The following is a 25,345-nucleotide window of genomic DNA, read 5'->3' on the forward strand; positions in this document are numbered from 1 at the left end:
AAATTGCTAAAAGCGGCTAACAGTACCGAGGTGGCCCCTTCTACATTCTCCCTCGTCCACTGCTCCCAAAAAACCACCTATTCAGGACAACGCCATAAGCGAGTCAATTTTCCACTCTGTCAGCGTTTTGTCAGACATGAGACGCAACCCGAACGGGTTGTGGCAATAGGAAAGGCCTCCACGCCTTGGGAGCGGTCCGCCATCCGGACTGCGCGGCAGCGCATCCGGCCAACGCACACCCGCATCACAACAAGGGAGAACAGCAATGAAGGTCATCCACATGAGCGCCATGGCCCTGGCGCTGGCTGCCACGTTCGCGCAGGCCGCCACGCCCGCCGACCTCGGCGGCAGCCTCACGCCGCTGGGCGGCGAGAAAGCCGGCGGCAACGGCGTGCCGGACTGGAAGGAAGACAACGTGGTCCTGCCCGGCTGGTCCTACGGCAAGCTGCGCCGCGATTTCTTCAAGTACAAGGACGAGAAGAAAACCGAGACCATCGATGCCTCCAACGTCGACAAGTACGCCAGCAAGCTCAGCGCCGGCCAGGTCGCACTGATCAAGCAGATCAAGGGGTACAAGATGGATGTCTATCCCAGCCACCGCTACTGCAGCGCTCCCGATTTCGTGGTGGAGAACACCAAAAAGAACACCAGCGCCAAGCTCGGTGCCGATGGCTGGAGCCTGGCCGAGGCGGTGGTGCCGGGCATTCCCTTCCCCGTGCCCAAGAGCGGCGAAGAGGTCATGTACAACAGCAAGATGCGCTATCGCGGTGTGGCCCTGGAATGGAAGTCCACCATCACCGCCGTCTCACCGCGCAAGGGCAGCAGCGAATGGATCAAGGCGGGGTCGCAGCAGACCATGTTCTTCCCCTGGGCCGCCAAGGGCAGCGTGAATCTCTCGACCCTGCCGCCGGTGGAGTACTACACCTACTTCGCCTACAACTCGCCCACGGCGCTGGCCGGACAAGCCTTGTCGCTGACCACCTTCCTCAACCAGGCCGGCGGCGAAACTTTTTACTATTTCCCCGGCCAGCGCCGCGTGCGCCGTATGCCCTCCTACGCCTACGACTCGCCGCAGATCGGCATGGAGAACCAGTACACCTTGGATGAGCCCATGGTCTTCAACGGCACCATCGACCGCTTCGACTGGAAGCTGGTCGGCAAGAAGGAAATGTACGTGCCGTATGGCAGCTTCGGTGCCACCGACTTCAAGGCCAAGTTCGAAGACGTGGCCGGTGACGAGTCCATCGCCGAAAGCGCCCGCCGCTACGAGCTGCACCGCGTCTGGGTGGTGGAAGCCACGGTCAAGGCCGGCGTGCGCCACCTCGCGCCCAAGCGCACTTTCTATGTTGACGAGGACAGCTGGAACCTGGTCGCCGCCGATGATTACGACGCACAAGGCAAGCTGTGGAAGCACCGCGAAGCCTATGTGATCCCGGTCTATGAGACCGGCAGCTGCGACCAGGCCGGCTTCGCGCAATACAACCTGGCCGAAGGCCGCTACGTGTTCGACCTGCACGCGGCCGGCACCGGCAAGGACATGGCCTGGGAAGTCGACGGCAAGGGCAATCCGCGCGCCAAGGCCAGCTTCTACAGCGCCGACAACCTGCGTGCCATCAGCGATCGCTGAGCGGTCCTGAGACGGCATCCGCAACGGGAGAGGAACAACAATGAAAAATCATCTGCAAACCAGAGTCATCGCATTGGCCGCCGCCACGCTGTGCAGTGGCGCGGCACAGGCCATCACCTTCGAGGGTGAGACGGTGTCCGGCAATTTCGATTCCACGGTCTCGCTGGGTGTGGGCGTGCGCGCCAGCAAGCAATCCTGCGGCCTGATCATCGGCAGCAGCGGCGGCAGTGCAGCGGCCGCCTCCGGCCCCAGTGCACCGGGTGGCTGCGCCGATGCGCTGTCCTCGCTCAACGACCAGGGCGACCTGAACTACAACCGGGGCGACCGCTTCACCACCTATCTCAAAGGCACCCATGAGCTTTTGCTCAACATGCCGGAAGACGTGAAATTCCTGGGCCGCGTGAGCTGGCTGCGTGATTACTCGGCCACTCGCAGCACCGGCAACATCAGCGGAGCGAATACCACCGGCCGTGCGCTGTCGGATGACGCCACCAATGAATTGCATTCCAAGGTGCGCCTGCTGGACCTGTGGGTCAGCAAGTCCTTCGACCTGGGCGAGGAACGCGCCCGCATCCGCGTCGGCAATCAGGTGGTGAACTGGGGCGAGAGCCTTTTCATCGCGGGCGGCATCAACCAGACCAATGCCATCGACCTGATGCGCCTGTCCAATCCGGGCACGCAGTTGAAGGAAGCCATCCTGCCCGCCCCCATGGTCAACTTCGCCACCGGCCTGGGCCGTGGCTTCTCGGTGGAAACCTATGTGCAGCAAGGCTGGGAAAGCAATTACTTCCCGCCCGTGGGCAGCTACTGGTCGACCGCCACCGTGGGCAGCGGTGCCGATGCGCTGGGTGTGCCGGTCACCGGCCGTCCGCGCTCCACCGGCCAATATGGTGTGGCCCTGCGCTATACGCCGCCCGGTGCCGATGTGAACTTCGGCTTGTACGTGATGAACTACCACGACAAGTCGCCCGTGCTATCGACCGCCAATACCGCCAGCGGCCTGGGCTATTCCTATCTGGAAGACCGCAAGATGGTCGGCCTCTCGGCCAATTTCCCGCTGGGCAACTGGGCCATCGGCACGGAACTGTCGTATCGGCCCAAGGATGCGGTCTCGCTCAACGGCTCGGTGCAGAACGCCAATGGCGGCCTGTGCCAGACCAATGGCAAGTGCTACATCGAGACCGAGAAATACCAGCTGGCCATCACCGGCATGCTCAGCCTGACCCCCAGCGAACACGGTGCCGTGCTCAAAACCCTGGGGGCCGATACCGCCACGCTGATGGTGGAAGCGGTGGCCATCAAGTATCCCAACCTGAAGAACGCGTATGGCGGCATCCCGGTGGCTGCGGGCCTGTGGGGCTGGGGCTATGACACCACGGCCAATGCCAGCAACACGCTGGCCAATGGCGGCAATACATCCGGCGTGGGCAGCGCGACTTCGTATGGCTACAACTTCGACTTCAGCTGGGTCTACGATGGTTCGGTGATCCCGGGCTGGCAGGTCATCCCCGAGATCTACTTCTTCCATGCCGTGAAGGGCCGCACGCCCAATGCCACGGCGACTTTCATGGAAGGCGCGAAGATGGCCAACTTCACCGTGACCTTCACCCAGAACCCGGCCAAGTGGCAGGTGGCGCTGAACTTCGCCAAGTTCTGGGGCGGAGCCAGCGTGTTCGATCAACCGCTGCGTGACCGCAGCTTCTATGGCATGACCATCAGCCGCAACTTCTGAGGCCGCGCGCCCGGGCCCTCCACGGTCCGGGCGCATTGACGTGCAATCCCGTTTTGCTTGAAGCCGCCTGCGGGCGGCCCGCGTTTTTGAACTCCGACCCGAGACCACCGCACCATGGCCAACGCCCCTTCCCTGTTCAGTCTGGATAGACTCGAAGCCAGCCTGTTCCGCCTGCGCATTCCCATCCTGGCCCTGCTGCTGGCCTTCACCGCCGTGCTGTCGTATTTCGCGCTGCAATTGCGCATGGACGCCGGCTTTGAAAAACAGATGCCGACCCATCACGAATACATCGACACCTTCAAGCAATACCGCGATGACGTGCTCGGGGCCAATCGCCTCAACATCGTGCTGCGCGCACGCAAGGGCAGCATCTGGACCAGGGAGGGACTGACCCGTTTGTCCGAGATGACGCAGGCCGTCATGTTCCTGCCCAACATCAGCCGGCTCGGCGTGCAGTCGCTGTGGACGCCCAACACCTTCGTCAACGAGATCACCGAGGAGGGTTTCCGCGCCGACCCCGTCATCCCGGGCACCGTGATCCCCTCGGCGCTCACGCCGGAGACCATCGAACAGATCCGCAATACGGCCGTCAATGGGGGCTTCGTCGGCACCCTCATCTCGCGCAACCAGGACAGCGCCATGATCGTGGCCGAGATCAACGAGTTCGATGCCAAGGGTGACAAGGTCGACTATCTGGCCTACAACAAACTGCTCAACGACCTGCGCGCGAAATACGAGAACGCCGACTTCGAAGTGCAGATCATCGGCTTTGCCAAGCAGATCGGCGACGTGGCCGATGGTGCCGAAGGCGTGCTCAAATTCTGCGCCATGGCCCTGCTGCTGACTACCATCGCGGTCTACTGGTATTGCCGCTCGCTGCCCTTCACGCTGCTGCCGGTGGCCTGTTCGCTGGTGTCGCTGGTGTGGCAGTTCGGCACGCTGCGCCTGCTCGGTTACGGGCTCGATCCGCTGGCGGTGCTGGTGCCTTTTCTGGTGTTTGCGATTGGCGTCTCGCATGGCGTGCAGCAGATCAATACCATCGTGCGCGGCATCGCCGGCGGCCAGTCCTGCGAAGCGGCGGCCCGCGCCAGTTTCAAGGGCCTGCTCATTCCGGGCGTGCTGGCGCTGGTGACGGCGCTGGTGTCCTTCGTCACGCTGGTGATGATCCCGATTCCGATGGTGCGCGAACTGGCCATCACGGCATCCATCGGCGTGGGTTACAAGATCATCACCAACCTGGTCATGCTGCCGCTGGCGGCCTCGCTGCTGAAGGTCGGCAAGACCTATGCCGACAGCGCCATGCGCGCCCAGCAGGCCAGAGGCCGCTGGCTGGCCGTGCTGTCACGCTCGGCACAGCCGCGCGTGGCGCGCAGTATCGTGGTCATCACGCTGCTGGTGCTGGCCGGCTCGGCCTGGTACAGCCATGACCGCCTGGTCGGCACGCTGCAGCCGGGCGCACCTGAACTGCATGCCGACGCACGCTACAACCGCGATGCCCGCTGGATCGCGGACAATTACGGCAACGGGCTGGACTGGCTGACGGTGATCCTGTCGACGCCTTCCAATTCGTGCGACAACGTCAGCTTCGGGCGTTATCAGGATCAGTTCGATACGGTCATGCGGCACGTGCCGGGCGTGCTGTCCGTGAGCTCCTTCGCCGACCAGATGAAGATCTATAACGAGGGTTACAACGAGGGCAATCCAGCCATGTTCACGGTGCCGCTGGATGCCGCCAACTATGCCGCGCTGGCGGTGGAGATCGGGCGTGTGCGCGGCTTCCTCTCCAAGGACTGCAACATGCTGGCCAGCCACCTGTTCCTGGCCGACCACAAGGCTGCCACCATCAATGGCGTGATCCAGGCGGTGAAGGCCTATCGCGACCAGCACAAGCTGGCCGGACTGGAAATCCGCCTGGCCGCCGGCAACGCGGGCGTGATCGCGGCCGTCAACGATGAAGTGGAAAAATCCGAGCTGCCCATGATGCTCTATGTCTACGGCGCCATCGTGCTGCTGGTGTTTGCGGTCTATCGCGACTGGCGCGCCATCATCGCCTGCTGCCTGCCGCTGACGGTGGCCACCTTCATCGGCTACGCCTTCATGAAGCAATTGCAGATCGGCCTGACGGTAGCGACGCTGCCCGTGATGGTACTGGCCGTGGGCATCGGCGTGGACTATGCCTTCTACATCTACAACCGGCTGCAACTGCATCTGGCCGCCGGCCTGCCCATTGAACAGGCGCTGCACAACGCGATTCAGGAAGTGGGCATCGCCACCATCTTCACGGCCATCACGCTCGCCATCGGCGTGGCCACCTGGTCCTTCTCCGACCTCAAGTTCCAGGCTGACATGGGCAAGCTGCTGGCCTTCATGTTCCTGGTCAACCTGGTCATGGCGATGACCGCCCTGCCCGCCTTTGCAGTGGTGCTGGAGAAGATGTTCCCGCGCAAGTCGCCCATCAAGCTCAACAGCGCCCTGGCGCACTGATTACCGATCGCAAGGACGAGTCATGATCTATTTCCGCAAACATTCTGTGGCGCTGGCGCTGGCCCTGCTGGCCGGTGGCGTCTCCCATGGCGCATTCGCGCAGGCCGGCGCAGCGGTCACGCTGTCACCGGCGCGCTCCGATGCGCATGCCCTGCACAACATGATGCTGGGCGCGACCCGTGCCGGCAGCCGCATCGTGGCCGTGGGCGCCTATGGCTACATCATCCTCTCCGACGACGGCGGTGCCAGTTATCGCCAGGCCGACAAGGTACCGGTCGATACCACGCTGACCTCGGTCAGTTTCGCCGGCACCGAGCAGGGCTGGGCGGCCGGCCACGGCGGCGTGATCCTGCACACCGCCGATGGCGGCAAGACCTGGGCCCTGCAGCGCAGCGACACCAGCGTGGACCAGCCACTGTTCTCGGTCTGGTTTGCCAATGCCAATGAGGGCTGGGCGGCCGGCTTGTGGTCGCTGCTGCTGCATACGCGCGATGGCGGCAAGAGCTGGCAGCAAGTCAAGCTGCCCACGGCACCGGGCCAGCAGCGCGGCGACCTGAACCTGCTGCGCATCTTCCCCGGCCGCGATGGCGCGCTGTTCGTCGCGGCCGAGCAAGGCGTGCTGTATCGCTCGCCCGATGGCGGCCAGCACTGGGAGGCGCTGGCCACGGGCAGCAAGGCTTCGCTGTGGAGCGGCGTGGTCACTGCCTCCGGGGCCATCATCGTTGGTGGCCTGGGCGGCAAGCTGCTGCGCAGCGAGGATGGCGGGCAGCATTGGCAGGTATTGGCCTCGCCCACCAGCGGCTCCATCACAGCACTGCGCAGCGAAGGCAATCAGGTCATGGCAAGCTCGCTCTCCGGTGCGCTGCTGGTGAGCGAGGACGACGGACGGCAATGGCGCATCAAGGCTGTGGCACGCGATGCGCTGACCACGCTGGAATTGCAGGATGGGCGCGCCGAACGGCCGATCGCTTATGGCAAGGGCGGGCAGGCCAAGCTGGAGGCGAGCGTGACGCGCTGAACATTCCATCCTGGACGCGCGGGTATCACATCGCGCCTGCCACAAAAAAAGGATATCCGCGGATATCCTTTTTTGATACAACACCGTACGGTTATTTTCTCAAACTGATCACTTGCGGCTGCGTGACACCCTTCAATCCCTCCTGCCCAAATTCCAGACCCCAACCCGAACGCTTGTTGCCGCCAAAGGGCACCATGGGATGGACCATGCCGTGCTGGTTCACCCACACCGTCCCGGCCTGCAATCGGGTAGCCACTTCGGCAGCACGCTGCGTATCACTGCTCCACACCGACGCGCCCAGGCCGACGTCGAGCCGGTTGGCATTGGCGATGGCCTGCTCCAGATCGCTGTAGCGGATGATGGGCAGCACCGGCCCGAACTGTTCCTCGTCCACCAGACGCGCACCATCGCGGATCTCGGTCACCAGCGTGAGCGGATAGAAATTGCCCGCTCCATCCGGCAGCACGCCACCGCAGACGATGGTGGCGCCCTCTTCACGGGCACTGTCCACCAGCGCCGCCACTTTCTTCAACTGCATGGGATTCTGTACCGGCCCCATGGCGATGCCGGGCTGCAAGCCGTCGCCCATGGGCGTGGCCGCAATGATGGCCTTGAGCTCGGCCACGATCCGGTCATGCAGCGCATCGGGCACGTAGAGGCGCTTGGCACAGGCGCAGGTCTGGCCCATGTTGAGGAAGGCGCCCCAGAACAGGCCCGGCGCAATCGCCTTGGGATCGGCATCCTCCAGCACGATGGCCGCGTCATTGCCACCCAGTTCCATGGTGGTCGGCGTGAGGTTGCGCGCGGCCGCTGCAACGATGCGCGCACCGGTCGCACCGGATCCGGTGAACATGATCTTGTTGACGTTCGCATCCTCCACCAGCAGGGCGCCCACGCTGCCATCGCCGCTGACGGTATTGAGCACGCCGGCCGGCAGTGCTTCCGCAATCACGCGCGCCAGTTCCAGGCCGCAGACGCTGGTGTATTCGGAGGGCTTGAGCACGACCGTATTGCCGGTGTAGAGCGCCGGGATGATCTGCCAGATGGAAATCATCAGCGGCCAGTTCCAGGGTGCGATGGCGGCAATCACGCCATAGGGCTTGCGATGCAGTTCGTCGCGCCGGGTCTCGTCCTCGAAGACCACTTCCGGGGCCAGTTCCAGGCTGGCCGTGGCGCGCGTCCAGGCCTCGCAGCCCCACAGTTCGAAGCGCGAGCCCGGCACCTGATCCGGACCGACGCCACCCAGCGGACGGCCCTGTTCCTGTGTCACCAGCGTGGCCAGCCGTTCGGCATTGGCAGCGATGGCATCGGCCACGCGCTGCAGATGCTCGCGCCGCTGCGCCAGTGACAAGGCTGCCCAGCCCGGCTGCGCCCGGCGTGCGGCGGCTACCGCTGCCGCAACCTCGATGGCATCGGAGTGCGGGAAGCGGCCCATGACCTGGCCGGTGGCGGGATTGTGCGAATCGAGCAGGCGGCTGCCCGTGCGCAGCTGGCCGCCGATGATGTTGGATGCGATATGCATGGAGTCTCCTTGTGAAAAAAGACCGTCGGGCCGGAGCACGGACGGTCAAGCTTTGCCGGCTTGGGGAAGCCTTATTTCTTCTTGTTCAGGCCGAGGGTGGGCGTCTCGTCGAAGAAATTCCAGGGCTTCAACAGGACGTGTACCCATTCGGTGGGCATGATGGGCCACTCTTCGGCACGCGCCACGTGGGTGGTGCCGGTGGTCAGCCAGACCACATCGTCCTGGTTGACGATGGACTGGTTGTCCTTGACGAAGGCACCCAGGCCGGTGTCCTCGTGCGAGCGGTTCGGATACTTGCCTTCCGGGAAGCGCTGCTGCGGGTCATAGCGGGTCACCCACAGCTGGCGGTCCATGAAGCTCAGACGCTTGTTGAGCCATTCATCGGGCGAGAAGTTGGCGCCCTTGGCAATCGGGTGCGTACCCCCCGCATACGGGATCAGCTGGTAAGAGACCGGATTGCCGACCTTGTTGAACTTGTTCGGGTTGCTCAGCAAACGAATGGTCGATGCATCGAATTTCTGCGCCGCCTGCTGCTCGGTCTCTGCGGTGCGCTGCACGGTCTGCATGGTGCTGCTGCGCGGGCCGCCCCGGGTGTTGGGCAACACCACCGGATCAACTTCGGTGAGCGAATTGCCTTCCCCGTCGATGTCCAGATCGAGACGGAAGTTGTAGATGTGCTGGTGCGTGGTGCCGACGATGTTGTGATCGATCAGCGTGCCGTAACGGGTATCCTCGGCCGCGCTGGCGTCACGCATGGTCGAAGACTTCACGCCCTTGACCGCTTCGATGCCGGTGGCGCCGGCATTGATGCCGATGGTCCCATTCTCGGCAAAGACCCAGTCGAAGATGTAGTCGTAATTGCCGACCGTGCTGATCCAGCGGATCACCAGCTCACGCCGCTCCACTGACAGATTGGGCTGGCCGTATTCCTGGTGCTTGAATTCCGGACCGGCATAGCGTTCGAAGACGCCAACGGCGCGCGGGATGGTGCGCGGCTTGCCGCTGGTGTCGGCCAGCGTGGCATCGAGCAGCACCACGTTGTCAGGGGCATCCTTGCCGCGCTCGATGGGTGAGGTCAGCGTGCCCATGCCGTATTCGCCCGAATCCAGGTAGGCCTTGAAATACCAGCCCACGTCCGGATCACCGTAAGGCACGATCATGCCGCCCAGCGAACCCTCGTACATGATCTGGCGTTTCTTGCCGTGGTCGTTGTAGGTGACGGTAGAGAACATCAGCCCCACGCGCGAATCCAGCTTGAAGTGCATCTCCCAGTTGCGCCAGCGCAGGGTGTTGCCGGTAATGGTGTAGTTCTTGCCCTCGGGCTCGCTGATGTCCAGCGGCTTGGGCGGCGGCACCAGTGCGCGGCCGCTGCCGTCGTAGCCGGTCGGTTTCATCGGCACCGGGATCACGCCGTTGTCTTCGATCTTGATGACTTTCTTCTGCACCAGATCGACCACCGCCACCAGGTTTTCGATGGGATGCGCCCAGTAATTGCCGTCGCCGACATCCAGGTAGCTGACCACCTTGAGCAGGCGGGCATTTTCCTGCAAGGCATCCTTGCCGCCGAAGTAGCCCACGGTCAGCGGAGTGGCCACCACCTTCTTGATGTCGGTGATGCCGCGCTTGGCCAGCGCCTGGGCGTAGTCGGGACTGGTTTCCATCGCATTCTGGACGGTGGCGAAGTCATCCACCAGCACCATGCCATGCACGCCGGTCTTGGGCTCCCAGCGCGTCACGCTGCGTTGGCCCAGATCCACCGTACCTTCGATCACCTGGCTGCCATCTAGCAAAGTGAAATCGGCGCGCCGGGCAAAGGTCTGTCCGCGTTCGCCGAGGGCGAATTTCCAGACCTGCTCCTTGGGCGCTTCGGCCACCGTGATTTCGGTAAAGCGATAGGACGGCTGCCAGCGGCCGCTGGCCTTCAAGACATCCAGCGTGGCATTGATCTCATCGGCGCTGAGCGGGTTCAGCGGATGCGGCACCGCCTCGATCTGGAAAGTCTTGTCCAGGCTAGGTGCAAAGACGGTATTGATGAATTCGTCGGAGACATAGGGCTGTCCGTTCTTCATCACCAGCGGCACCGGCAGCTTCACGCTCTGGCCGTTGACCAGCGCGGTCGTGGCGCGCGGCTTGACGCGTACGGTCACGCTGTTGCGCTGGATGGTCCACAGCCCCGCATAGGCATCCCAGCGCACGGTAGCGCCGAAATCTTCCAGGGTTTTCTTGAGCGGCAACATGTGCGCGGCCGCGCCATGGGCGGCGGCCGGCAGCGGCGCCAGCAAGGCAGTGGCCAGGCCGGCTACGGAAAGCGTAGACAAGACCGCCTTGCGCAGCAGGCGGGAACGGAAACGAGTGGAGGTCATGGTCGGAACGTGTCGGTGTGGAACGGGTGTGATGGATTATTGCGTTCCCTTCCCGCAGCGGCGTAGCCCGATTTGGCAAACCTGCGCGCCGGACGAGGTCCTGCGGCGCGCGCAGACTGCGCTCTCTTCCCGCATGCAGCCTTTCTTTGCCCGTGATGTCTCCGGATTGCACCGCTCAAAAGCAAAACAGCCCCCGCACTGCGGAGGCTGTTTTGCCGTTTTCGGCTATGTTTTTCGGCACTCTCAGAACTTGTGCCGCAGCCCGATACGCAGGACATTCTGGCTGCTGTCGTCCGCCGGTGCCGACGAATAGGCCGCGCTGATGACGCCGGGATTGAGCACGTCGCTGGCCGACTGGCGGCTGGCCATGGCATAGAGATCGGTGCGCTTGCTGAAGAAATAGTCGATGCCGACATTGAGCTGCGTGGTGTGTCCGCGCGTAGCACCACCGCTGGCACGGGACAGATCGGCACGGTCATGGATGACGCTGCCCAGCAGGTGCAGCTTGGCGTCCATCGCGTAATCCACGCCGACGTCGAACACATTGGCGCGGGTAGCGCTGGTGATGGCCACCAGTCCGCTCGCCGCCAGCGGCTGCTGGGTCGGGCGGCGCACCTGTGACCAGGCCGCGAACAGCTTGGCCGGACCGGCCTGGTAGCTGGCCCCCAGGGTGAAGGTCTTGAGGTCGGTATCACCGGCACTGGACGGCGGCGTATCCGCGGCCAGCTTGCTTTGGTAGTAAGCGGCACCGATGCCCGCATTACCCCGCCGATAGTTGGCCCCGACGCCGAAGGCTTGTCCCGCCGAAGTCGTTCCTGCGACCTCGCCGAAGCCGTAGAACAGGCTGCCGGTAAAGCCATCGATGTCGGCCGTATCGAAGCGCAGCGAATTGCTGGTCCGTGCGCCGGTCAGGCGATCGAGGCTGTTGAAGTGACCGGCACGCACACCCCCACCCCCGAAAATCTGGAAGGAACTGTATTGCAGGCCGATCTCTTCCAGATAGTCGGTCTGGCGGCCAATGGTCAGCGTGCCGACATGGCCACTCAGGCCGACCACCGACTTGCGGTCGAACAGGCTGCCCGGAGTGGCCATGGCACCGTCGTCAGCGGAGAATCCGTTTTCCAGCTGGAAGATGGCCGCAAGTCCGCCACCCAGTTCCTCGCGGCCGCGAAAGCCGATGCGCGAAGCCATGGCGTCACCGGAGTCGACACTGACGCGGCTGTTGTTGCCGACACCGACCTTGCTGGCATAGACCAGGCTCATGTCGATGACGCCATAGACGGTGACGCCGGAAGTCTGGGCATGGGCACATTGGCTGGCGTTGAGCAGCCCCAGGGCGGAAAGAGTGAAGACGAGTTTTTTCATGAGAAGCGTGCCGCACGCGGCATGGTGCAGAAAACGTCAAATCATCCCGGGTGCTTTCTGCCGGGTGGAGGGAGGAGAATGGCACTGGCCGGGTCCAGGGAATGCACATGGTAGGAGCCCCTTTCCCCCCGCAGCAATTACCTCTTGGGATAGTGCCCGCGCGGGTCATTGCGGCTGGCGCGAAGCTGGTGCCCATGCCATACTTGCGGCGGCCCGCTGACGCTTTTTGCGCAGTGGCGCGCAAGTTCGGTACACTGCCCTCTTCCAACCTTGCCCTCGCTGGCCTGACCTGATTTGAACAACGCCGCCACCTTCCGCCTCGAACCGTCCAGCCCGCCTGTGCTGCACGTGGAAGGCGACTGGACCTTGCGCAACTACCGCGCGCTGTCGCACCAGATCGCACAGCAGCGGCCGGCGGTAGACGATCAGCTGGTGCTGACGTTTTCTGCACTGACCGCCTTTGACACCGTGGGCGCCAAGCTGCTGGTGGATCTGCTGGGCGTGCCCGCAGCCTTGCGCCAGACCGGCGAGGACAGCAATCTGCCGCGCGCCTGGCGCGGCCTGCTGGCCGCAGTTGCCGAGGCCAAGGCGATCGCCATGCCCAAGGCCGCCCCGCCGCCGCAGGCCTGGATTACCGACATGCTGGAACGGGCCGGCGTGGCCACCCTCAACCTGCGCGCCTGTTCGCGCGGCCTGCTGGGTTTTGCCGGACTGTGCCTGCAGACCTTGGCGGCCTCGTTCTGGCGTCCTTCGCGCTGGCGCTTTACGGGCGTAGTGGCCCAGGTGGAACAGACCGGGCTGGACGCGGTCCCCATCGTCTCCCTGCTGACCTTCATGGTGGGTGCCGTGGTCGCCTTCCTGGGGGCGACCGTGCTGGCCGATTTCGGCGCCAGCCTTTATACGGTGGACCTGGTGGCCTTCTCCTTCCTGCGCGAATTCGCGGTGCTGCTGACGGCCATCCTGATGGCCGGGCGCACCGCCAGTTCCTTTACGGCGCAGATCGGCTCAATGAAGGCCAACGAGGAAATCGATGCCATCCGCGCCCTTGGACTGGACCCGATCAACCTGCTGGTCCTGCCGCGCATCATCGCGCTGCTGATCTCCATGCCCCTGCTCACCTTCATCGCCATGATGTCGGGCCTCTTCGGCGGGGCCATGGTGTGTGCGCTGTCGCTGGACATCAGCCCGACCATGTTCCTCTCGCTGCTGCAGCAGGATGTGGGCATCCGCCACTTCGTGCTGGGCATGGTCAAGGCACCGCTGTTTGCCTTCGTGATTGCCATCATCGGTTGCAACGAAGGCTTCAAGGTCAGCGGCAGCGCCCAGTCGGTGGGCCAGCACACCACCTCCAGCGTGGTGCAGTCGATCTTCGTGGTGATTTTGCTGGATGCACTGGCGGCCCTGTTCTTCATGGAGATGGGATGGTGACCCCGGCGCACGACGATCAGGCCGTCGAAGCGATCATCGACGTGCGCGGTCTGCGCAACCAGTTCGGACCGCAAGTGGTCCATGACCAGCTGGACCTGCAGGTGCGGCGCGGTGAAATCCTGGGCGTAGTGGGCGGTTCCGGTACCGGCAAATCGGTCCTGCTGCGCAGTATCGTCGGCTTGCAACGTCCTGCGGCCGGACAGGTGAAAGTGTTCGGACAGGATCTGTCTGCACTGTCCACCGAAGCTCGTTCGCAGTATGAGCGTCGCTTCGGCGTGCTGTTCCAGCAGGGCGCATTGTTCTCTTCGCTGACCGTGCTGGAAAACATCGCCCTGCCCCTGACCGAATACGGCGGACTCGATGCCGATGAGGCGCGTGGGGTCTCGGCGATGAAGCTGGCGCTGGCCGGTCTGCCCATTGCCGCCGGTGACAAAACTCCGGCAGAACTCTCGGGCGGCATGATCAAGCGCGCCGCGCTGGCCCGAGCGCTGGCGCTGGATCCGGACATCCTGTTCCTGGACGAACCGACCGCCGGCCTCGACCCCATCAGCGCCGCCGCCTTCGACCGCCTGATCCTGACCCTGCGCGATGCGCTGGGTCTGACCGTGTTCCTGGTCACCCATGACCTGGACACCCTTTATGCCATCTGCGACCGTGTTGCCGTGCTCTCGGCCAAGCGCGTGCTGGTGGCCGACCGCATCGAGGCCGTGGCGGCCTTCGATGATCCGTGGATACGGCAATACTTCCAGGGCCCGCGCGGACGGGCCGCCAGCCAGGCCGCACTGCGTGCTTCGGCCACCCCAACGCATCAAGGAAACGCCTAATGGAAACGCGTGCCCATCACGTCCTCATCGGACTCTTCACCATCCTGGTCGCCCTGGCGGCACTGGTGTTCTGCCTGTGGCTGACCAAGGTCGGCCAGGACCGCGACGTCGACTACTACACGGTCATCTTCAACGAGGCGGTCAGCGGGCTCTCGCGCGGCAGCCCCGTGCAGTACAGTGGCATCAAGGTGGGCGACGTGGTCGGCCTGAGCCTGGACCCGGCCGACCCGCGCAAGGTGCGCGCCCGCATCCGTGTGACCGGCAAGGCGCCCATCAAGGAAGACACCGGCGCCAAGCTGGCCCTGGCCGGCATCACCGGCACCGCACTGATCCAGCTGACCAATGGCTCGCCCGAGAGTCCTCGGCTGGAGTCCAAGGATGGCAATGACCCGATCATCATCGCCTCGCCCTCGCCGCTGTCGGCGCTGCTCTCCAACGGCGAGGACCTGCTCTCCAACGTCAATGAAGTGCTGCTCAACGCCAAACAGTTCCTGGCGCCGGAAAACGCCCGCCGCCTGAACCAGACCCTGGCGCACCTGGAACAGCTGACCGATACCCTGGCCAACCAGCGCGGCAACGTCGGCACCGCCATGCAGGAACTGGCGGCAGCGGCGCGCCAGGCCAATCTGGCCATGCAGTCGGCCAACCAGTTGCTGGCCACACGCGGCAATGACGCCATGGGCAACCTGCAGCAAGCCATGCGTTCGCTGGCGGCCAGCAGCCAGCAGATCGAAAAGCTGATCCAGCAGAACCAGGCCGCCCTCAACAACGGTGCCCAGGGCGTGGCGGAGATCGGGCCGGCCATTACCGAACTGCGCAGTACCCTGGCCTCGGTGCGGGCCATCAGCCGCAAGCTGGAAAGCAATCCCGGTGCCTACCTGCTGGGCCAAGACAATCTTCAGGAATTCCAACCATGATGACCCCGCTCCTGCGCACCGCCCTGGTGACCGCCAGCCTGGCCCTGACCGCGTGTTCGATTCTTCCCAAGTCCGATCCGCTGGCGGTCTATCGCCTGCCGCCACTGGCTTCGACCCATGCGGCGAGCACCGGCACGCCCTATCGCGCGCTGCGCATCGCCACTCCGGCGGCCAGTCGCAGCATCGACAGCGAACGCATCCTGGTGCTGCCTGAAGGCGACGTGGTCAAGTCCTATGCCGGCGTGCGCTGGAGTGATCCGGCACCGCAGTTGCTGCGCGACCGCCTGCTGGATGCCTTCCAGGCCGACGGACGTTTCCCGCGCCTGTCCGGCGACAATGCCAACATCGCGGCCGAGGTCGAACTCGATGGCGCACTCAACGCCTTCCAGACGGAATATCGCAACGGCGCGCCCAGCGTGGTGATCGTCTATGACGCGCGACTGGTCGACACCGCCACGCGCCAGCAACTGGCGGCGCGGCGCTTTGCGGTGGTGGAAGCGGTGGCCGGCAGCAAGGTGCCGGAGGTGGTCAGCGCCTTTGGCAGCGCCTCGGCGCGGTTGGCGGGCGAAGTGGTGGCGTGGGCCGCCACGGTGCGATGAACGAATTTTCCGGACGCGCCATTATCCGAACGTAGCATGGGCAGGCGCACGCTGCTGTGGCAATCTGACCGGTATTTTTCTTGCGGATCGGAAGGCAGCCATGGACAAGTTGCAAGCGATGGAAACCTTTGTCGCCGTGGTCGAGAGCGGCAGCTTCGTGGCCGCCGTGGAGGTGACCGGCCAGTCCAAACCGGCGGTCTCGCGGCAGGTTTCGGAGCTGGAACAGTTCCTCGGCATCCCCCTGCTCCACCGCACCACGCGGCGACTCTCGCTGACCGATGAGGGCCGCGTCTACTTCTCGCGCTGCAAGGAATTGCTGGAATCCATCCAGGATGTGGAGAGCGAAGTCGGGCTCAATTCCGACCAGGCCTGCGGACGGCTGCGCATCGGCGCTCCGCAGGATTTCGGCGTGGAGCAACTGGCTCCGCTATGGGGCAAGTTCACCGAGCAAAATCCGCTGATCACGCTCAACATCACCTTGTCTGACCGCACCATCGACCTGCTTGAGGAAGGTTTCGACATGGCCATCCGCATCAGTACCCTCGGTGACAGCTGCATGGTGGCGCGGCCGCTGGCACCGGTGCGCATGATTGCCTGCGCCTCGCCGGCCTTCCTGCAGCGGCACGGTACGCCGGTGAGTCCGGCGGAACTGCGCGACTATCCCTTCATCTCCTACAGCTACCGCAACGGCGGCGATGAGTGGCATTTCAAGCATGAGCACGGCGACACCTGCACGGTGCGCGTGCGCTCCACCGTCTACGTCAACAATGGCGCTACCTGCCGTGCCATGGCCATGGCCGGCCAAGGAATCGCGATCCAGCCGGACTTCATCGTCAACGCGGCAATCCAGTCCGGTGAACTGGTGGAATTGTTTGAAGGCTGGAGCACCGGCGAGCAGCTGGTGGTGCATACGCTCTACCCGACCCGCACGCATCTGCCGCCCAAGGTGCAGCGCATGCGTGATTTTCTGGTGGAGCAGTTCAAGGTACCGCCATGGTGCCCGAAGCAAGTAACTTAAATTTAAATTATTTAGTTCATTCTCAATTTCCGGTCCAGCGCAGGAACAGCGGCATGAGCACCGGCACCAGCACGGCGGTGAAGACGCCATTGAGTCCCATGCCCAATCCGGCAAAGGCCCCCATCTCCGCACTGACCTGCAAAGCGCGCGCGGTACCGATGCCATGCGAGGCCACGCCCAGCGCGAAGCCGCGTACCGGATGGCTCTCGATGCGCAGGAAGTTGAGGACGTAGCGTGCCAGGACCGCGCCCAGGATGCCGGTGCAGATCACCAGCACGGCGGTCAGCGACGGCAGGCCGCCGAAACGTTCCGAGATGGCCATGGCAATCGGCGTGGTGGCCGACTTGGGTGCCATGGAAATGACGATGTCGCGCGAGGCCCCCATGGCGTAGGCGATCCCGACCGCCGAGACCACGGCCGTCACGGAACCAGCGGCCAGCCCCAGCATCAGCGGCAGCACTGCGCGGCGGAAATTGTGCCACTGCTTGTAGAGCGGCATGGCCAGCGCAACCGTGGCCGGTCCGAGCATGAAATGCACGAATTGCGCGCCTTCGAAATATGTCTTGTAGGGCGTATGCGTGATGCCCAGGATGCTGACCACGATGACGATGGCGATCAGCACGGGATTGGCCAGCGGGTGGTAACCCAGCCGCCGGTAGATCCACAGTGCCACGAGATAGGCCACCAGCGTGGTCGTCAGCCCCAGCAGCGGCGAGGCCGCCAGGTAGACCCAGACATCGGTCAGACGGGCCAGGCCGTGCATCAGTGCGGCTCCTCATCGTGATCCGGCTGGCGAGCCGCAGAGAAGCGCTTCATCGCCGCATTGGTCACCAGCGCGCCGACGCCGATGGCCAGGACCGTGCTCACCACCAGCGCCACCGCGATGGCCGGCAGATCGCCTTTGAGCTGGCCGGCAGCGGCAATCACGCCGACGCCGGCCGGCACGAACAGCAGCGACAGGTGCTGCAGGATGCCCCATGAGGTCGGCTCCATCAGCTGCGCCAGGCGTGAAGAAGAGAGAAAGGCGATCAGCAACAGCAGCATACCGATCACCGGACCGGGAATGGGCAGGCCCAGCAATTGCGCGGTGCCTTCGCCCAGGCATTGGAAGACCAGGAGGATGGCGAGGGGGGTGAGGTTCATGGGCGGCCAATGGTGATGGAAGTGGCAGACAATCAAAAAATGCGAGGAAAGCGGATTGATTTCACGATGTCGCTGCCAGACCAGGCAATTTGCGCGCGCATGCGCCTCTCCCACCCAAGGAGTGACATCATGCGCACACAAGCACCCAGCAAGGCAGGCCTCTATACTGTACAGGAATCTGTACATCATTTTAGGAGGTCCGAGATGGCCTTTTCTTCCACTGACGTGATTACGCTGACGCAAGCCCGGGCCCAACTTTCCGAACTGGCGGATCAGGTCAAGGCGGGCACAGAGAAAATCATTACCAAGAACGGCGTCAGCTACGTCGCCTTGATCGATGCGGAGCGACTGGATTACTACCATCAGTTGGAGCGGGAGCACCTGCACCTGCTGACCATTGAAGATGCCCGCGCCGGGCTGGCCGATGTCGCGGCCGGTCATGTGGACGATGCCCGCACCGCCCTCAACGGCCTCAAACGCCGCCGCACTGCCAAGACCACGCGCTGAGGTGCAAGGTGGCCGTCCCGCATCGGGTCGAGGTCACGACGTATTTCCTTCGCGGGCTGGCGCAGATCGAGGATTTCCTCGACGCCAATGAGGCAACCGATGCCTATGACCAGCTGCTGGATGAACTGATCGCGACCGTCATCCCCAATCTGGAAAGTTTTCCGCAGCTCCGCCCCTTGATTCAAGGCGGCGCCGGGCAATCAACCGAAGTCCACAGCGCTCTGCGCCTCCTCGAACGGCAATTGGGCAGACTGGCCCGCCACACGGAGGTACGAGAGTACGTCATGAAGGATACCCTGGTGCTCTATGCCCGCTCCAGGGGTGTCATTCACTTGCTCTCAATACGCCACCAGCGGCAGCGCCGCAACTATCTCGCCGCCCCCTCACCGTAAGTCCTGCGCCCGGACCAGCCGAGCTCGCCCGGGCGCAATGACGATAAGCGTACGCTCCGTCCAAGCCTCGCCGTGCCGCCAGAACCAAATCTTCGCAGGTCTTGTCCCACATCCCGGGCTGTCTCTGCTTATCGGATGGCCCCACCACTCCGCGCACCAAGCTGATGCCAACAATCAACAAGAACAGCCCAACGCCGGTCACCACCACGATTTGAAACAGGCGCGCTCACGCAGCCTTTACTGGAGCATCATGGACCACGCCACGCCCAGCCGCCCTCTGCGGGTACTGTCGATTTTCGGTACCCGCCCCGAAGCCATCAAGATGGCACCGCTGGTCAAGGCCCTCGATGCCGAGCCCGCCATCGACTCCATCGTCTGCGCCACCGGCCAGCACAAGCAGATGCTGGCGCAGGTACTGGAGCTGTTCGCCATCGAGGCCGATCACAGCCTCGATGTGATGGTGCCGGACCAGACGCTCAACGGCCTCTCCGCGCGCCTCTTCGCCGGCATCGACCAGCTGCTGGAGCAGACCCGGCCCGACCGCGTGCTGGTCCACGGCGATACCACCACCGCCATGGTGGCGGCCATGGCGGCCTTTCACCGGCGCATCCCGGTCGGCCACGTGGAGGCCGGCCTGCGCACCCATGACATGCACCAGCCCTGGCCGGAAGAGATGAACCGGCGCACCATCGACGTGGTCAGCGACCTGATGTTCGCCCCCACCGCGCAGTCGCGCCGCAACCTCGAAGCAGAAAACCTGCAGGGAAAAATCGTGGTCACCGGCAACACCGTCATCGATGCCCTGCAGATGACAGTGGCCCGCATCGATGCCGATGCCGGGCTTCGCGCCCAGCTCGATGCCGCCCTGCCATCGCTGCTGCCCGAACGCCGCCTGCTGCTGGTCACCGGCCACCGGCGCGAGAACTTCGGTACCGGATTCCTGCAGATCTGCCGCGCACTGGCCCAGTTGGCGCAACGCGATGACCTGCAGATCGTCTACCCGGTGCACCTCAATCCCAACGTGCGCGGCCCCGTCATGCAGGAGCTGTCCGGCCTGCCTCACCTGCATCTGATCGAGCCGCTGGACTATCTGCAGTTCGTGCGGCTGATGCAGCGCACCCACGTGATCCTCACCGATTCCGGCGGCGTCCAGGAAGAAGCGCCGGCATTGGGCAAGCCAGTTCTGGTCATGCGCGACGTCACCGAACGCCCCGAGGCCGTGGCCGCAGGCACCGTGCAACTGGTCGGCACCGATACCGGCCGCATCATCGATACCGTGGCCACCCTGCTGAGCGAAGACCGGCTCTGGCGCAGCTTCGCACGCAAACAAAATCCCTATGGCGACGGACAGGCCTGTGCCCGCATCGTCGATGCCATTCTCGGACGCAACTTCCAGCCCTTCTCCGCCTGACTCATCCATTCGCAAGCCATGGGCGGCGAGACGTTGCGATTTGTGTCGTCGCCCCGTTTACTTAGTTTTTTATGGAAAGTTTTCCCGGCCAGAACCGAGTGAAATCAAACAATATAAAATATTTTTTACGTCCCCTGATGTAGGGAATTCTCACAAACATCCTTGTCAGTGTTGCGTTACCCCGCCTTTTCTCCTCAGGCGAAATCAGCCAGCAGCGCCCCTTTTCCCATGCGCCCCTCCGGGCGATGTCAGACGGCAATCGCCCTGAATACTTAGTTTTTCTGCCTCGCCATTTCAAGCAAAAAATCACGGAAAAATGGACACAAGGAAAGTGTCCGCGTGCTGCAAGGTGTAAAGAGTGATATCGAACATGCAACCAAATTGACCTCCCTCCGCTCCTACCGCACGCAACCGAGCCACGCAACCGAACAACAAACAATTCAACGAAACGCCACAAGGTCCGGACTACGCGGACCGATGGTCCCTCTTGCGACAGGAATCTGATGATTGCACGCCACCACCCCCAGCCAGCGGCTGCGCGCCGCCTGCGCTTGGCCGCGGGAACGCCGATGTTCATGACGCTGGCCGTCGCCGTGCTTGCCGCCGGCTTTTCGCCGGTCCTGCTGGCCGCCCCCACAGGCAACAACGCCGCCGCTGACGCTTTCCGCACCTTGACTGACGACACCTGGATCGAGCGCCGCGAGACCCTGGCCTCACTGGGCATTACCTCGCCGCTGGTGCTGGCGTCCAATGACAGCAGCCGCGAACTCTATCTGCCGGTGCCGTCCAATGTGCCGCTGGCGGATGCCAATCTGAAACTGGACGCAAAGTATCTGCGCGCCGACGGCGGCCGCACCACCATGGTCGTGGCCATCGATACCTATCCGGTCGCGGCGCGTGCGATGACGGCCGATCAGGGCGATGCCAGCCTGGCGCTGGGCATCGACGGCGCGCCTCGCGCCAATGGATTCGTGCGCATGGGCGTGAACTGGACCACCATGCTCTCCGGCCTGTCGCAATGCGCCGACCCGCGTACGCCCGGCAACGTGCTGCAGGTGAATCCCGATTCCTCCTTCAGCTACCGCTACGACAGCCGCGCCATCGGCGACCTGCGCACCGCCTGGGGGGCGCTGCCGGCCCTGACCTCCATCATGGTGGCGGGACGCCAGCTGGATGCACAGAGCTACGACAGCGCCTGGCGCATCGGTGTGGCGCTGGAACGCGCGGGCAAGCACAGTACGGTGACGGTGCTGCCGCGCGTGGGTGACGTGATCGACCTGAGCCGCCTCAACGTACCCGATGGGCTGCGCGGCATTGCCGCGTTTGCCGCGCTCAAGGGCAGCGGCCAACATGCCCTGAAGGATCCCGCCGAAGTCGGCGCCTTGCTGGCCCTGGGTCGCAACCAGGTGCGGGCCGACATCGTGGTGGCCGATGCAGCGCTGCTCTCCGGTATCGACAGCGCCATGAACGCCCTGCAGCAGCAGGTGCAGGCCAGCGCGCCCGAAGCCATGCCGGCCTTCAGCGCCTGGCGCGCCCGCGTGCAGCCGCAGTCCGCCAGCCTGCAGGCAGGTGAACTGCGGCTGTCGTCAGCCTTCGGCCATCCGGTGATCCTGGCGGGTGCGCAGTCCGGCCCCGCCTTTGCACAGATGTTCGACCGCTACTGGCGCAACATCAGCGGTGCCGCCTCGCTGGTGGCGCGCACGGCGCACAAGCCGGTGACGGGTGAAGACTTCATCCTGCTGAAAAACCTGGGCGGTGCGCCGGGTAGCATCGATGTGCTCAGCCGCGCCGACTGGAGTGCGTCCTTCGATATCGCCGAAGTCGCCAGCGACGGCCGCCTGCCGTCCGAACTGGTACTGGATGTCTCGGCCGCGCCGGGTGCCACGCGCACGCCGCCGGTGGCCTCGGTGTTCCTCAACGATGTGCTGCTGGGAGCGCGCAGCCTGCAGGCCGACGGCCAGCGCGAGCGCATCATCGCGCGCATCCCGCCGGGTGCGCTGGCTGCACAGAACCAGCTGCGCGTGTCCTTCGTGCGCCAGCCCTCCAGCGACAACTGCCGTGAAACGCCCCAGGCCTTCCCGGTGGCAGTGCTGGGATCCAGCCACCTGAAACTGGACAAGGCCCAGGACGAAGCCAACTTCACCGGCATGGTCCGCCGCTTCGCCGCCGGTGCGCAGTTGCTGGTGCCGCACAGCTATCTGGACGACGTGCCGGCCAGCCTGCAGCGCGTCATCATGGTCGCCTCCAGCGCCGGCCTGCCCGCCGACCGCACCCAAATGACCGTGGTGGACGACGGCAAGGAGGCCGCTCCTTCGGGCAGCTTCCTGGCGTTTGACCTGCCCTTCAAGGATGCCCAGGGCATCGTGCAGGTCAAGGGCAATACGCTGGTGATGAATGACAGCAGCGCCAAGCCCATGCTCGACGTCACCGGCTTCGACCGCCTCGGCATCCTGGAGGTCGCCAAGACCAACGGCCAGCAAGGTGTGGTCTGGCACAGCGTGGGCAAGGAACGGCCGCTGGTGGCCAAACCGTTTGCGCTGTCGTCCGGCAATGTGGCAGCCGTCTCCTCGACCGGACTGCTGGCGGAGATCGACACCAATGACGCCAGCGGCCGCGATGCGGTGCAGGACGCCCCCTCGCTGACCATTCCGGACATCCTGTGGTGGGTGGTGCCGCTGACCATCATCGGCCTGTTCATTCTCCTGCTGATCCTGGCCAGCCGCACGCGCCGCCGTCGCATGGCCGAGCAGGAAGCCCAGCGCAAGCAAGCCCAGGCGACGCCGCGCGACGCCGGCCAGGACTGAGGACGGCGCATGTTCACCACAGCCAATGCCACGGCCCAGCTCAACTTCCTGTTCGCCAACTACTACGCGGCACTGGAAATTGCGGCGGCCGTGGTGGCCCTGCTGATCCTGCTGTCGGCGCTGGACGACCTGTTCTTCGACCTCTGGTACTGGTCGCGCCGCCTGTGGCGCCGGTTCACCATCGAGCGCGTGCGCACGCCATTGACGGTGGAACAGCTGCGGCAGCGCGATGAGCAGCCCATCGCCATCATGGTGCCGGCCTGGATGGAAGCGGACGTCATCGCGCAGATGATCGAGGACATGGTGGCCGTGCTGGACTATCGGCGTTACCACATCTTCGTCGGCACCTACGTCAACGACCGCGAGACCATTGACGAGGTGGAGCGCATGCGGGTGCGCTACAAGCAACTGCACCGGGTGGAAGTGCCGCATGCCGGTCCGACCTGCAAGGCCGATTGTCTGAACTGGGTAGTCAAGACCATCTTCGCCAGCGAAGCCGGACTGGGCATGCAGTTCGCCGGTGTGGTCCTGCACGACAGCGAAGACGTGCTGCACCCGATGGAACTGAAGTTCTTCAACTACCTGCTGCCGCGCAAGGACATGATCCAGCTGCCGGTAGCCTCGCTGGAGCGCGAATGGTTTGAACTGGTGGCGGGTACCTACATGGACGAATTCGCCGAAAGCCATGCCAAGGACATGATGGTGCGCGAAAGCGTGGCCGGACTGGTACCCTCGGCGGGGGTCGGCACCTGCTTCTCGCGCAAGGCGCTGCATGGCCTGATGCAGGCCTCCGATGGGGAGCCCTTCAACGTGTCCAGCCTGACGGAAGACTACGAGGTCGGCACCAAGCTCTCGCAGATGGGCATGCAGACCATCTTTGCGCGCTTCCCCGTGAAGTTCAAGGTACGCCGCAAACCCTGGTTCTTCGGCAAGCGCGAGCAGGTGGCCGAGAGCACGTTGGAAATGCCGCTGGCGGTGCGCGAATATTTCCCCGACACCTTCACACAGGCCTATCGCCAGAAGGCGCGCTGGGTCATCGGCATCGGCCTGCAGAGCTGGGAGCAGATGGAGTGGCGCGGCTCGCTGGCGGCACGCTATCTGCTGCTGCATGACCGCAAGGGCGTCGTCACGGCCTTCGTCAGCATGCTGGGTTATGTACTGGCCTTGCAGTTCATCCTGTTTTCGGCGGCCACCACTTTCCAGTGGTGGGACGTGTTCTACCCTCCCCTGCTGGCCGGTGACGGCTGGTGGCGCACCGTGCTCACGCTCAATGCGTTGGCGATGCTCAATCGTGCCTTGCACCGTTTCTATTTCACCACCGAGCTGTACGGCTGGCGTCACGGCCTGATGGCCCTGCCGCGCATGGTGGTGGCCAACTTCGTCAACTTCATGGCCGTGGCGCGCGCGTGGCGGCTGTTCCTGCTGTACCTGTTCGCGGGCCGCGCACTGGCCTGGGACAAGACCATGCACGACTTCCCCACGGATGGCATCGCCAGCCGCGTGCGCCTGCGCCTGGGTGACCTGCTGCGGACCTGGCAGGCAGTCGACGAGGCCACGCTGTCGATGGCGCTGGAGGAACAGCGCCGCACGCAATTGCCGCTGGGGACCGTCATGGTCAGCCATGGCTGGCTGGATGAAGAAACCCTGGCCGAAGCACTGGCCTATCAAGAAGGCCTGCCGCGCGTGAGCCTCACGCGGGAACGCGTGCAACGCCATGCGGGCGAACTGCCGGTGGAAATCTGCGCCCGCCTGCGCACGCTCTACCTCGGCCCCGGCAAGGAAGGCCGGCCCGACCAGGGCATGGCGCGGGTGGCCGTGGCCAGTGCGCTGACCGATGCCGCTCGGGCCGAGCTGGAAGCGGTCCTGGGCCGCGCCCCCTTCGCCATGGTGGCGCGCGAGTCCGAGATCGCTGCCGGCTTGCGCCTGCTGCGCGGGCAGGACAATGCCTTCGACCCGGCCCGCACCGAAGCACGCGTCCCGCTGCTGGGCGACCTGCTGATCGCCAGCGGCCTGCTGTCGCGCCCGATCTTCGATGCGGCCATGCAGCGCTATCGTCCCGACCTGCATGGCCGTATCGGCGACTACCTGGTCAATGAAGCCGTGATCTCGCGCGAGGCCATCGAAGAGGCGGTACGGCGTCAGCGCGACTGGCTGGCACAAGGCGGCCAGCCTGCCTGAGCCCCGCCCTCAT

At 64.3% G+C, this 25,345-nt stretch carries 19 protein-coding genes; 14 read left to right on the forward strand and 5 right to left on the reverse strand.

Annotated elements, in window-relative coordinates:
• Window positions 1–265 precede the first annotated feature (265 nt).
• From ACWFUC_RS20270 to ACWFUC_RS20285, 4 genes are all read left to right on the forward strand, one after another.
• Window positions 266–1,627, forward strand: coding sequence for a DUF1329 domain-containing protein (locus ACWFUC_RS20270; RefSeq protein ID WP_134135914.1), 1,362 nt, complete (start codon window positions 266–268; stop codon window positions 1,625–1,627).
• A gap of 40 nt (window positions 1,628–1,667) precedes the next feature.
• Complete coding sequence (locus ACWFUC_RS20275) at window positions 1,668–3,359, forward strand: DUF1302 domain-containing protein (protein WP_134222715.1); 1,692 nt, start codon at window positions 1,668–1,670, stop codon at window positions 3,357–3,359.
• 114 nt (window positions 3,360–3,473) lie between these two features.
• Window positions 3,474–5,843 carry an efflux RND transporter permease subunit gene (locus ACWFUC_RS20280; RefSeq protein ID WP_489623111.1) on the forward strand — a complete coding sequence of 790 codons (2,370 nt, stop codon included), beginning with the start codon at window positions 3,474–3,476 and terminating at the stop codon, window positions 5,841–5,843.
• A gap of 22 nt (window positions 5,844–5,865) precedes the next feature.
• Window positions 5,866–6,861, forward strand: a complete 996-nt coding sequence (locus ACWFUC_RS20285) for a WD40/YVTN/BNR-like repeat-containing protein (RefSeq protein WP_489623112.1) — start codon at window positions 5,866–5,868, stop codon at window positions 6,859–6,861.
• 91 nt (window positions 6,862–6,952) lie between these two features.
• On the opposite strand, the gene ACWFUC_RS20290 is transcribed toward ACWFUC_RS20285, so the two are convergent.
• The 3 genes from ACWFUC_RS20290 to ACWFUC_RS20300 form a co-directional block, all read right to left on the reverse strand.
• On the reverse strand, window positions 6,953–8,383 hold the full coding sequence (locus tag ACWFUC_RS20290) for an aldehyde dehydrogenase family protein (protein WP_489623113.1): 1,431 nt from the start codon (window positions 8,381–8,383) through the stop codon (window positions 6,953–6,955).
• A gap of 71 nt (window positions 8,384–8,454) precedes the next feature.
• The gene (gene tynA / locus ACWFUC_RS20295) at window positions 8,455–10,746 is read right to left on the reverse strand and encodes a primary-amine oxidase (protein WP_489623114.1); all 2,292 of its coding nucleotides are present in this window, start codon (window positions 10,744–10,746) and stop codon (window positions 8,455–8,457) included.
• A 243-nt stretch (window positions 10,747–10,989) separates the two neighbouring features.
• A complete protein-coding gene (locus ACWFUC_RS20300; RefSeq protein WP_489623115.1) occupies window positions 10,990–12,111 on the reverse strand; it encodes a porin in 1,122 nt (373 codons plus the stop codon).
• Between the two features lie 294 nt (window positions 12,112–12,405).
• Here ACWFUC_RS20300 and ACWFUC_RS20305 point away from each other — a divergent pair, with 294 nt between their 5' ends.
• The 5 genes from ACWFUC_RS20305 (at window position 12,406) to ACWFUC_RS20325 (ending at window position 16,897) form a co-directional block, all read left to right on the forward strand.
• Window positions 12,406–13,539, forward strand: coding sequence for an MlaE family ABC transporter permease (locus ACWFUC_RS20305; protein ID WP_121041767.1), 1,134 nt, complete (start codon window positions 12,406–12,408; stop codon window positions 13,537–13,539).
• Complete coding sequence (locus ACWFUC_RS20310) at window positions 13,533–14,363, forward strand: ABC transporter ATP-binding protein (protein WP_034339621.1); 831 nt, start codon at window positions 13,533–13,535, stop codon at window positions 14,361–14,363. The genes ACWFUC_RS20305 and ACWFUC_RS20310 overlap by 7 nt, the downstream gene beginning before the upstream one ends.
• Window positions 14,363–15,280, forward strand: a complete 918-nt coding sequence (locus tag ACWFUC_RS20315) for an MlaD family protein (protein WP_039785481.1) — start codon at window positions 14,363–14,365, stop codon at window positions 15,278–15,280. Before ACWFUC_RS20310 ends, ACWFUC_RS20315 begins: the two co-directional genes overlap by 1 nt.
• On the forward strand, window positions 15,277–15,879 hold the full coding sequence (locus ACWFUC_RS20320) for an ABC-type transport auxiliary lipoprotein family protein (RefSeq protein WP_489623116.1): 603 nt from the start codon (window positions 15,277–15,279) through the stop codon (window positions 15,877–15,879). The genes ACWFUC_RS20315 and ACWFUC_RS20320 overlap by 4 nt, the downstream gene beginning before the upstream one ends.
• A gap of 100 nt (window positions 15,880–15,979) precedes the next feature.
• On the forward strand, window positions 15,980–16,897 hold the full coding sequence (locus ACWFUC_RS20325) for a LysR family transcriptional regulator (protein WP_489623117.1): 918 nt from the start codon (window positions 15,980–15,982) through the stop codon (window positions 16,895–16,897).
• A 22-nt stretch (window positions 16,898–16,919) separates the two neighbouring features.
• Here ACWFUC_RS20325 and ACWFUC_RS20330 read toward each other — a convergent pair whose 3' ends face one another.
• Both ACWFUC_RS20330 and ACWFUC_RS20335 read right to left on the reverse strand, forming a co-directional pair.
• On the reverse strand, window positions 16,920–17,660 hold the full coding sequence (locus ACWFUC_RS20330; RefSeq protein ID WP_121041775.1) for an LrgB family protein: 741 nt from the start codon (window positions 17,658–17,660) through the stop codon (window positions 16,920–16,922).
• The gene (locus ACWFUC_RS20335; protein ID WP_489623118.1) at window positions 17,660–18,040 is read right to left on the reverse strand and encodes a CidA/LrgA family protein; all 381 of its coding nucleotides are present in this window, start codon (window positions 18,038–18,040) and stop codon (window positions 17,660–17,662) included. Before ACWFUC_RS20335 ends, ACWFUC_RS20330 begins: the two co-directional genes overlap by 1 nt.
• 204 nt (window positions 18,041–18,244) lie before the next feature.
• Here ACWFUC_RS20335 and ACWFUC_RS20340 point away from each other — a divergent pair, with 204 nt between their 5' ends.
• From ACWFUC_RS20340 to ACWFUC_RS20360, 5 genes are all read left to right on the forward strand, one after another.
• The gene (locus tag ACWFUC_RS20340) at window positions 18,245–18,547 is read left to right on the forward strand and encodes a type II toxin-antitoxin system Phd/YefM family antitoxin (protein WP_039785476.1); all 303 of its coding nucleotides are present in this window, start codon (window positions 18,245–18,247) and stop codon (window positions 18,545–18,547) included.
• 8 nt (window positions 18,548–18,555) lie between these two features.
• On the forward strand, window positions 18,556–18,939 hold the full coding sequence (locus ACWFUC_RS20345) for a type II toxin-antitoxin system RelE/ParE family toxin (RefSeq protein ID WP_489623119.1): 384 nt from the start codon (window positions 18,556–18,558) through the stop codon (window positions 18,937–18,939).
• A gap of 250 nt (window positions 18,940–19,189) precedes the next feature.
• Window positions 19,190–20,350 (forward strand): non-hydrolyzing UDP-N-acetylglucosamine 2-epimerase, encoded by a 1,161-nt coding sequence (gene wecB / locus ACWFUC_RS20350; RefSeq protein ID WP_489623120.1) that lies wholly within the window; start codon window positions 19,190–19,192, stop codon window positions 20,348–20,350.
• A 503-nt stretch (window positions 20,351–20,853) separates the two neighbouring features.
• Window positions 20,854–23,154: a hypothetical protein gene (locus tag ACWFUC_RS20355; protein WP_489623121.1), complete on the forward strand. Its 2,301-nt coding sequence runs from the start codon at window positions 20,854–20,856 to the stop codon at window positions 23,152–23,154.
• A gap of 9 nt (window positions 23,155–23,163) precedes the next feature.
• The gene (locus ACWFUC_RS20360) at window positions 23,164–25,332 is read left to right on the forward strand and encodes a glycosyl transferase family protein (RefSeq protein WP_489623122.1); all 2,169 of its coding nucleotides are present in this window, start codon (window positions 23,164–23,166) and stop codon (window positions 25,330–25,332) included.
• The last annotated feature ends 13 nt before the right edge of the window (window positions 25,333–25,345 follow it).

It is taken from the genome of Herbaspirillum sp. Her4 (assembly GCF_057961335.1).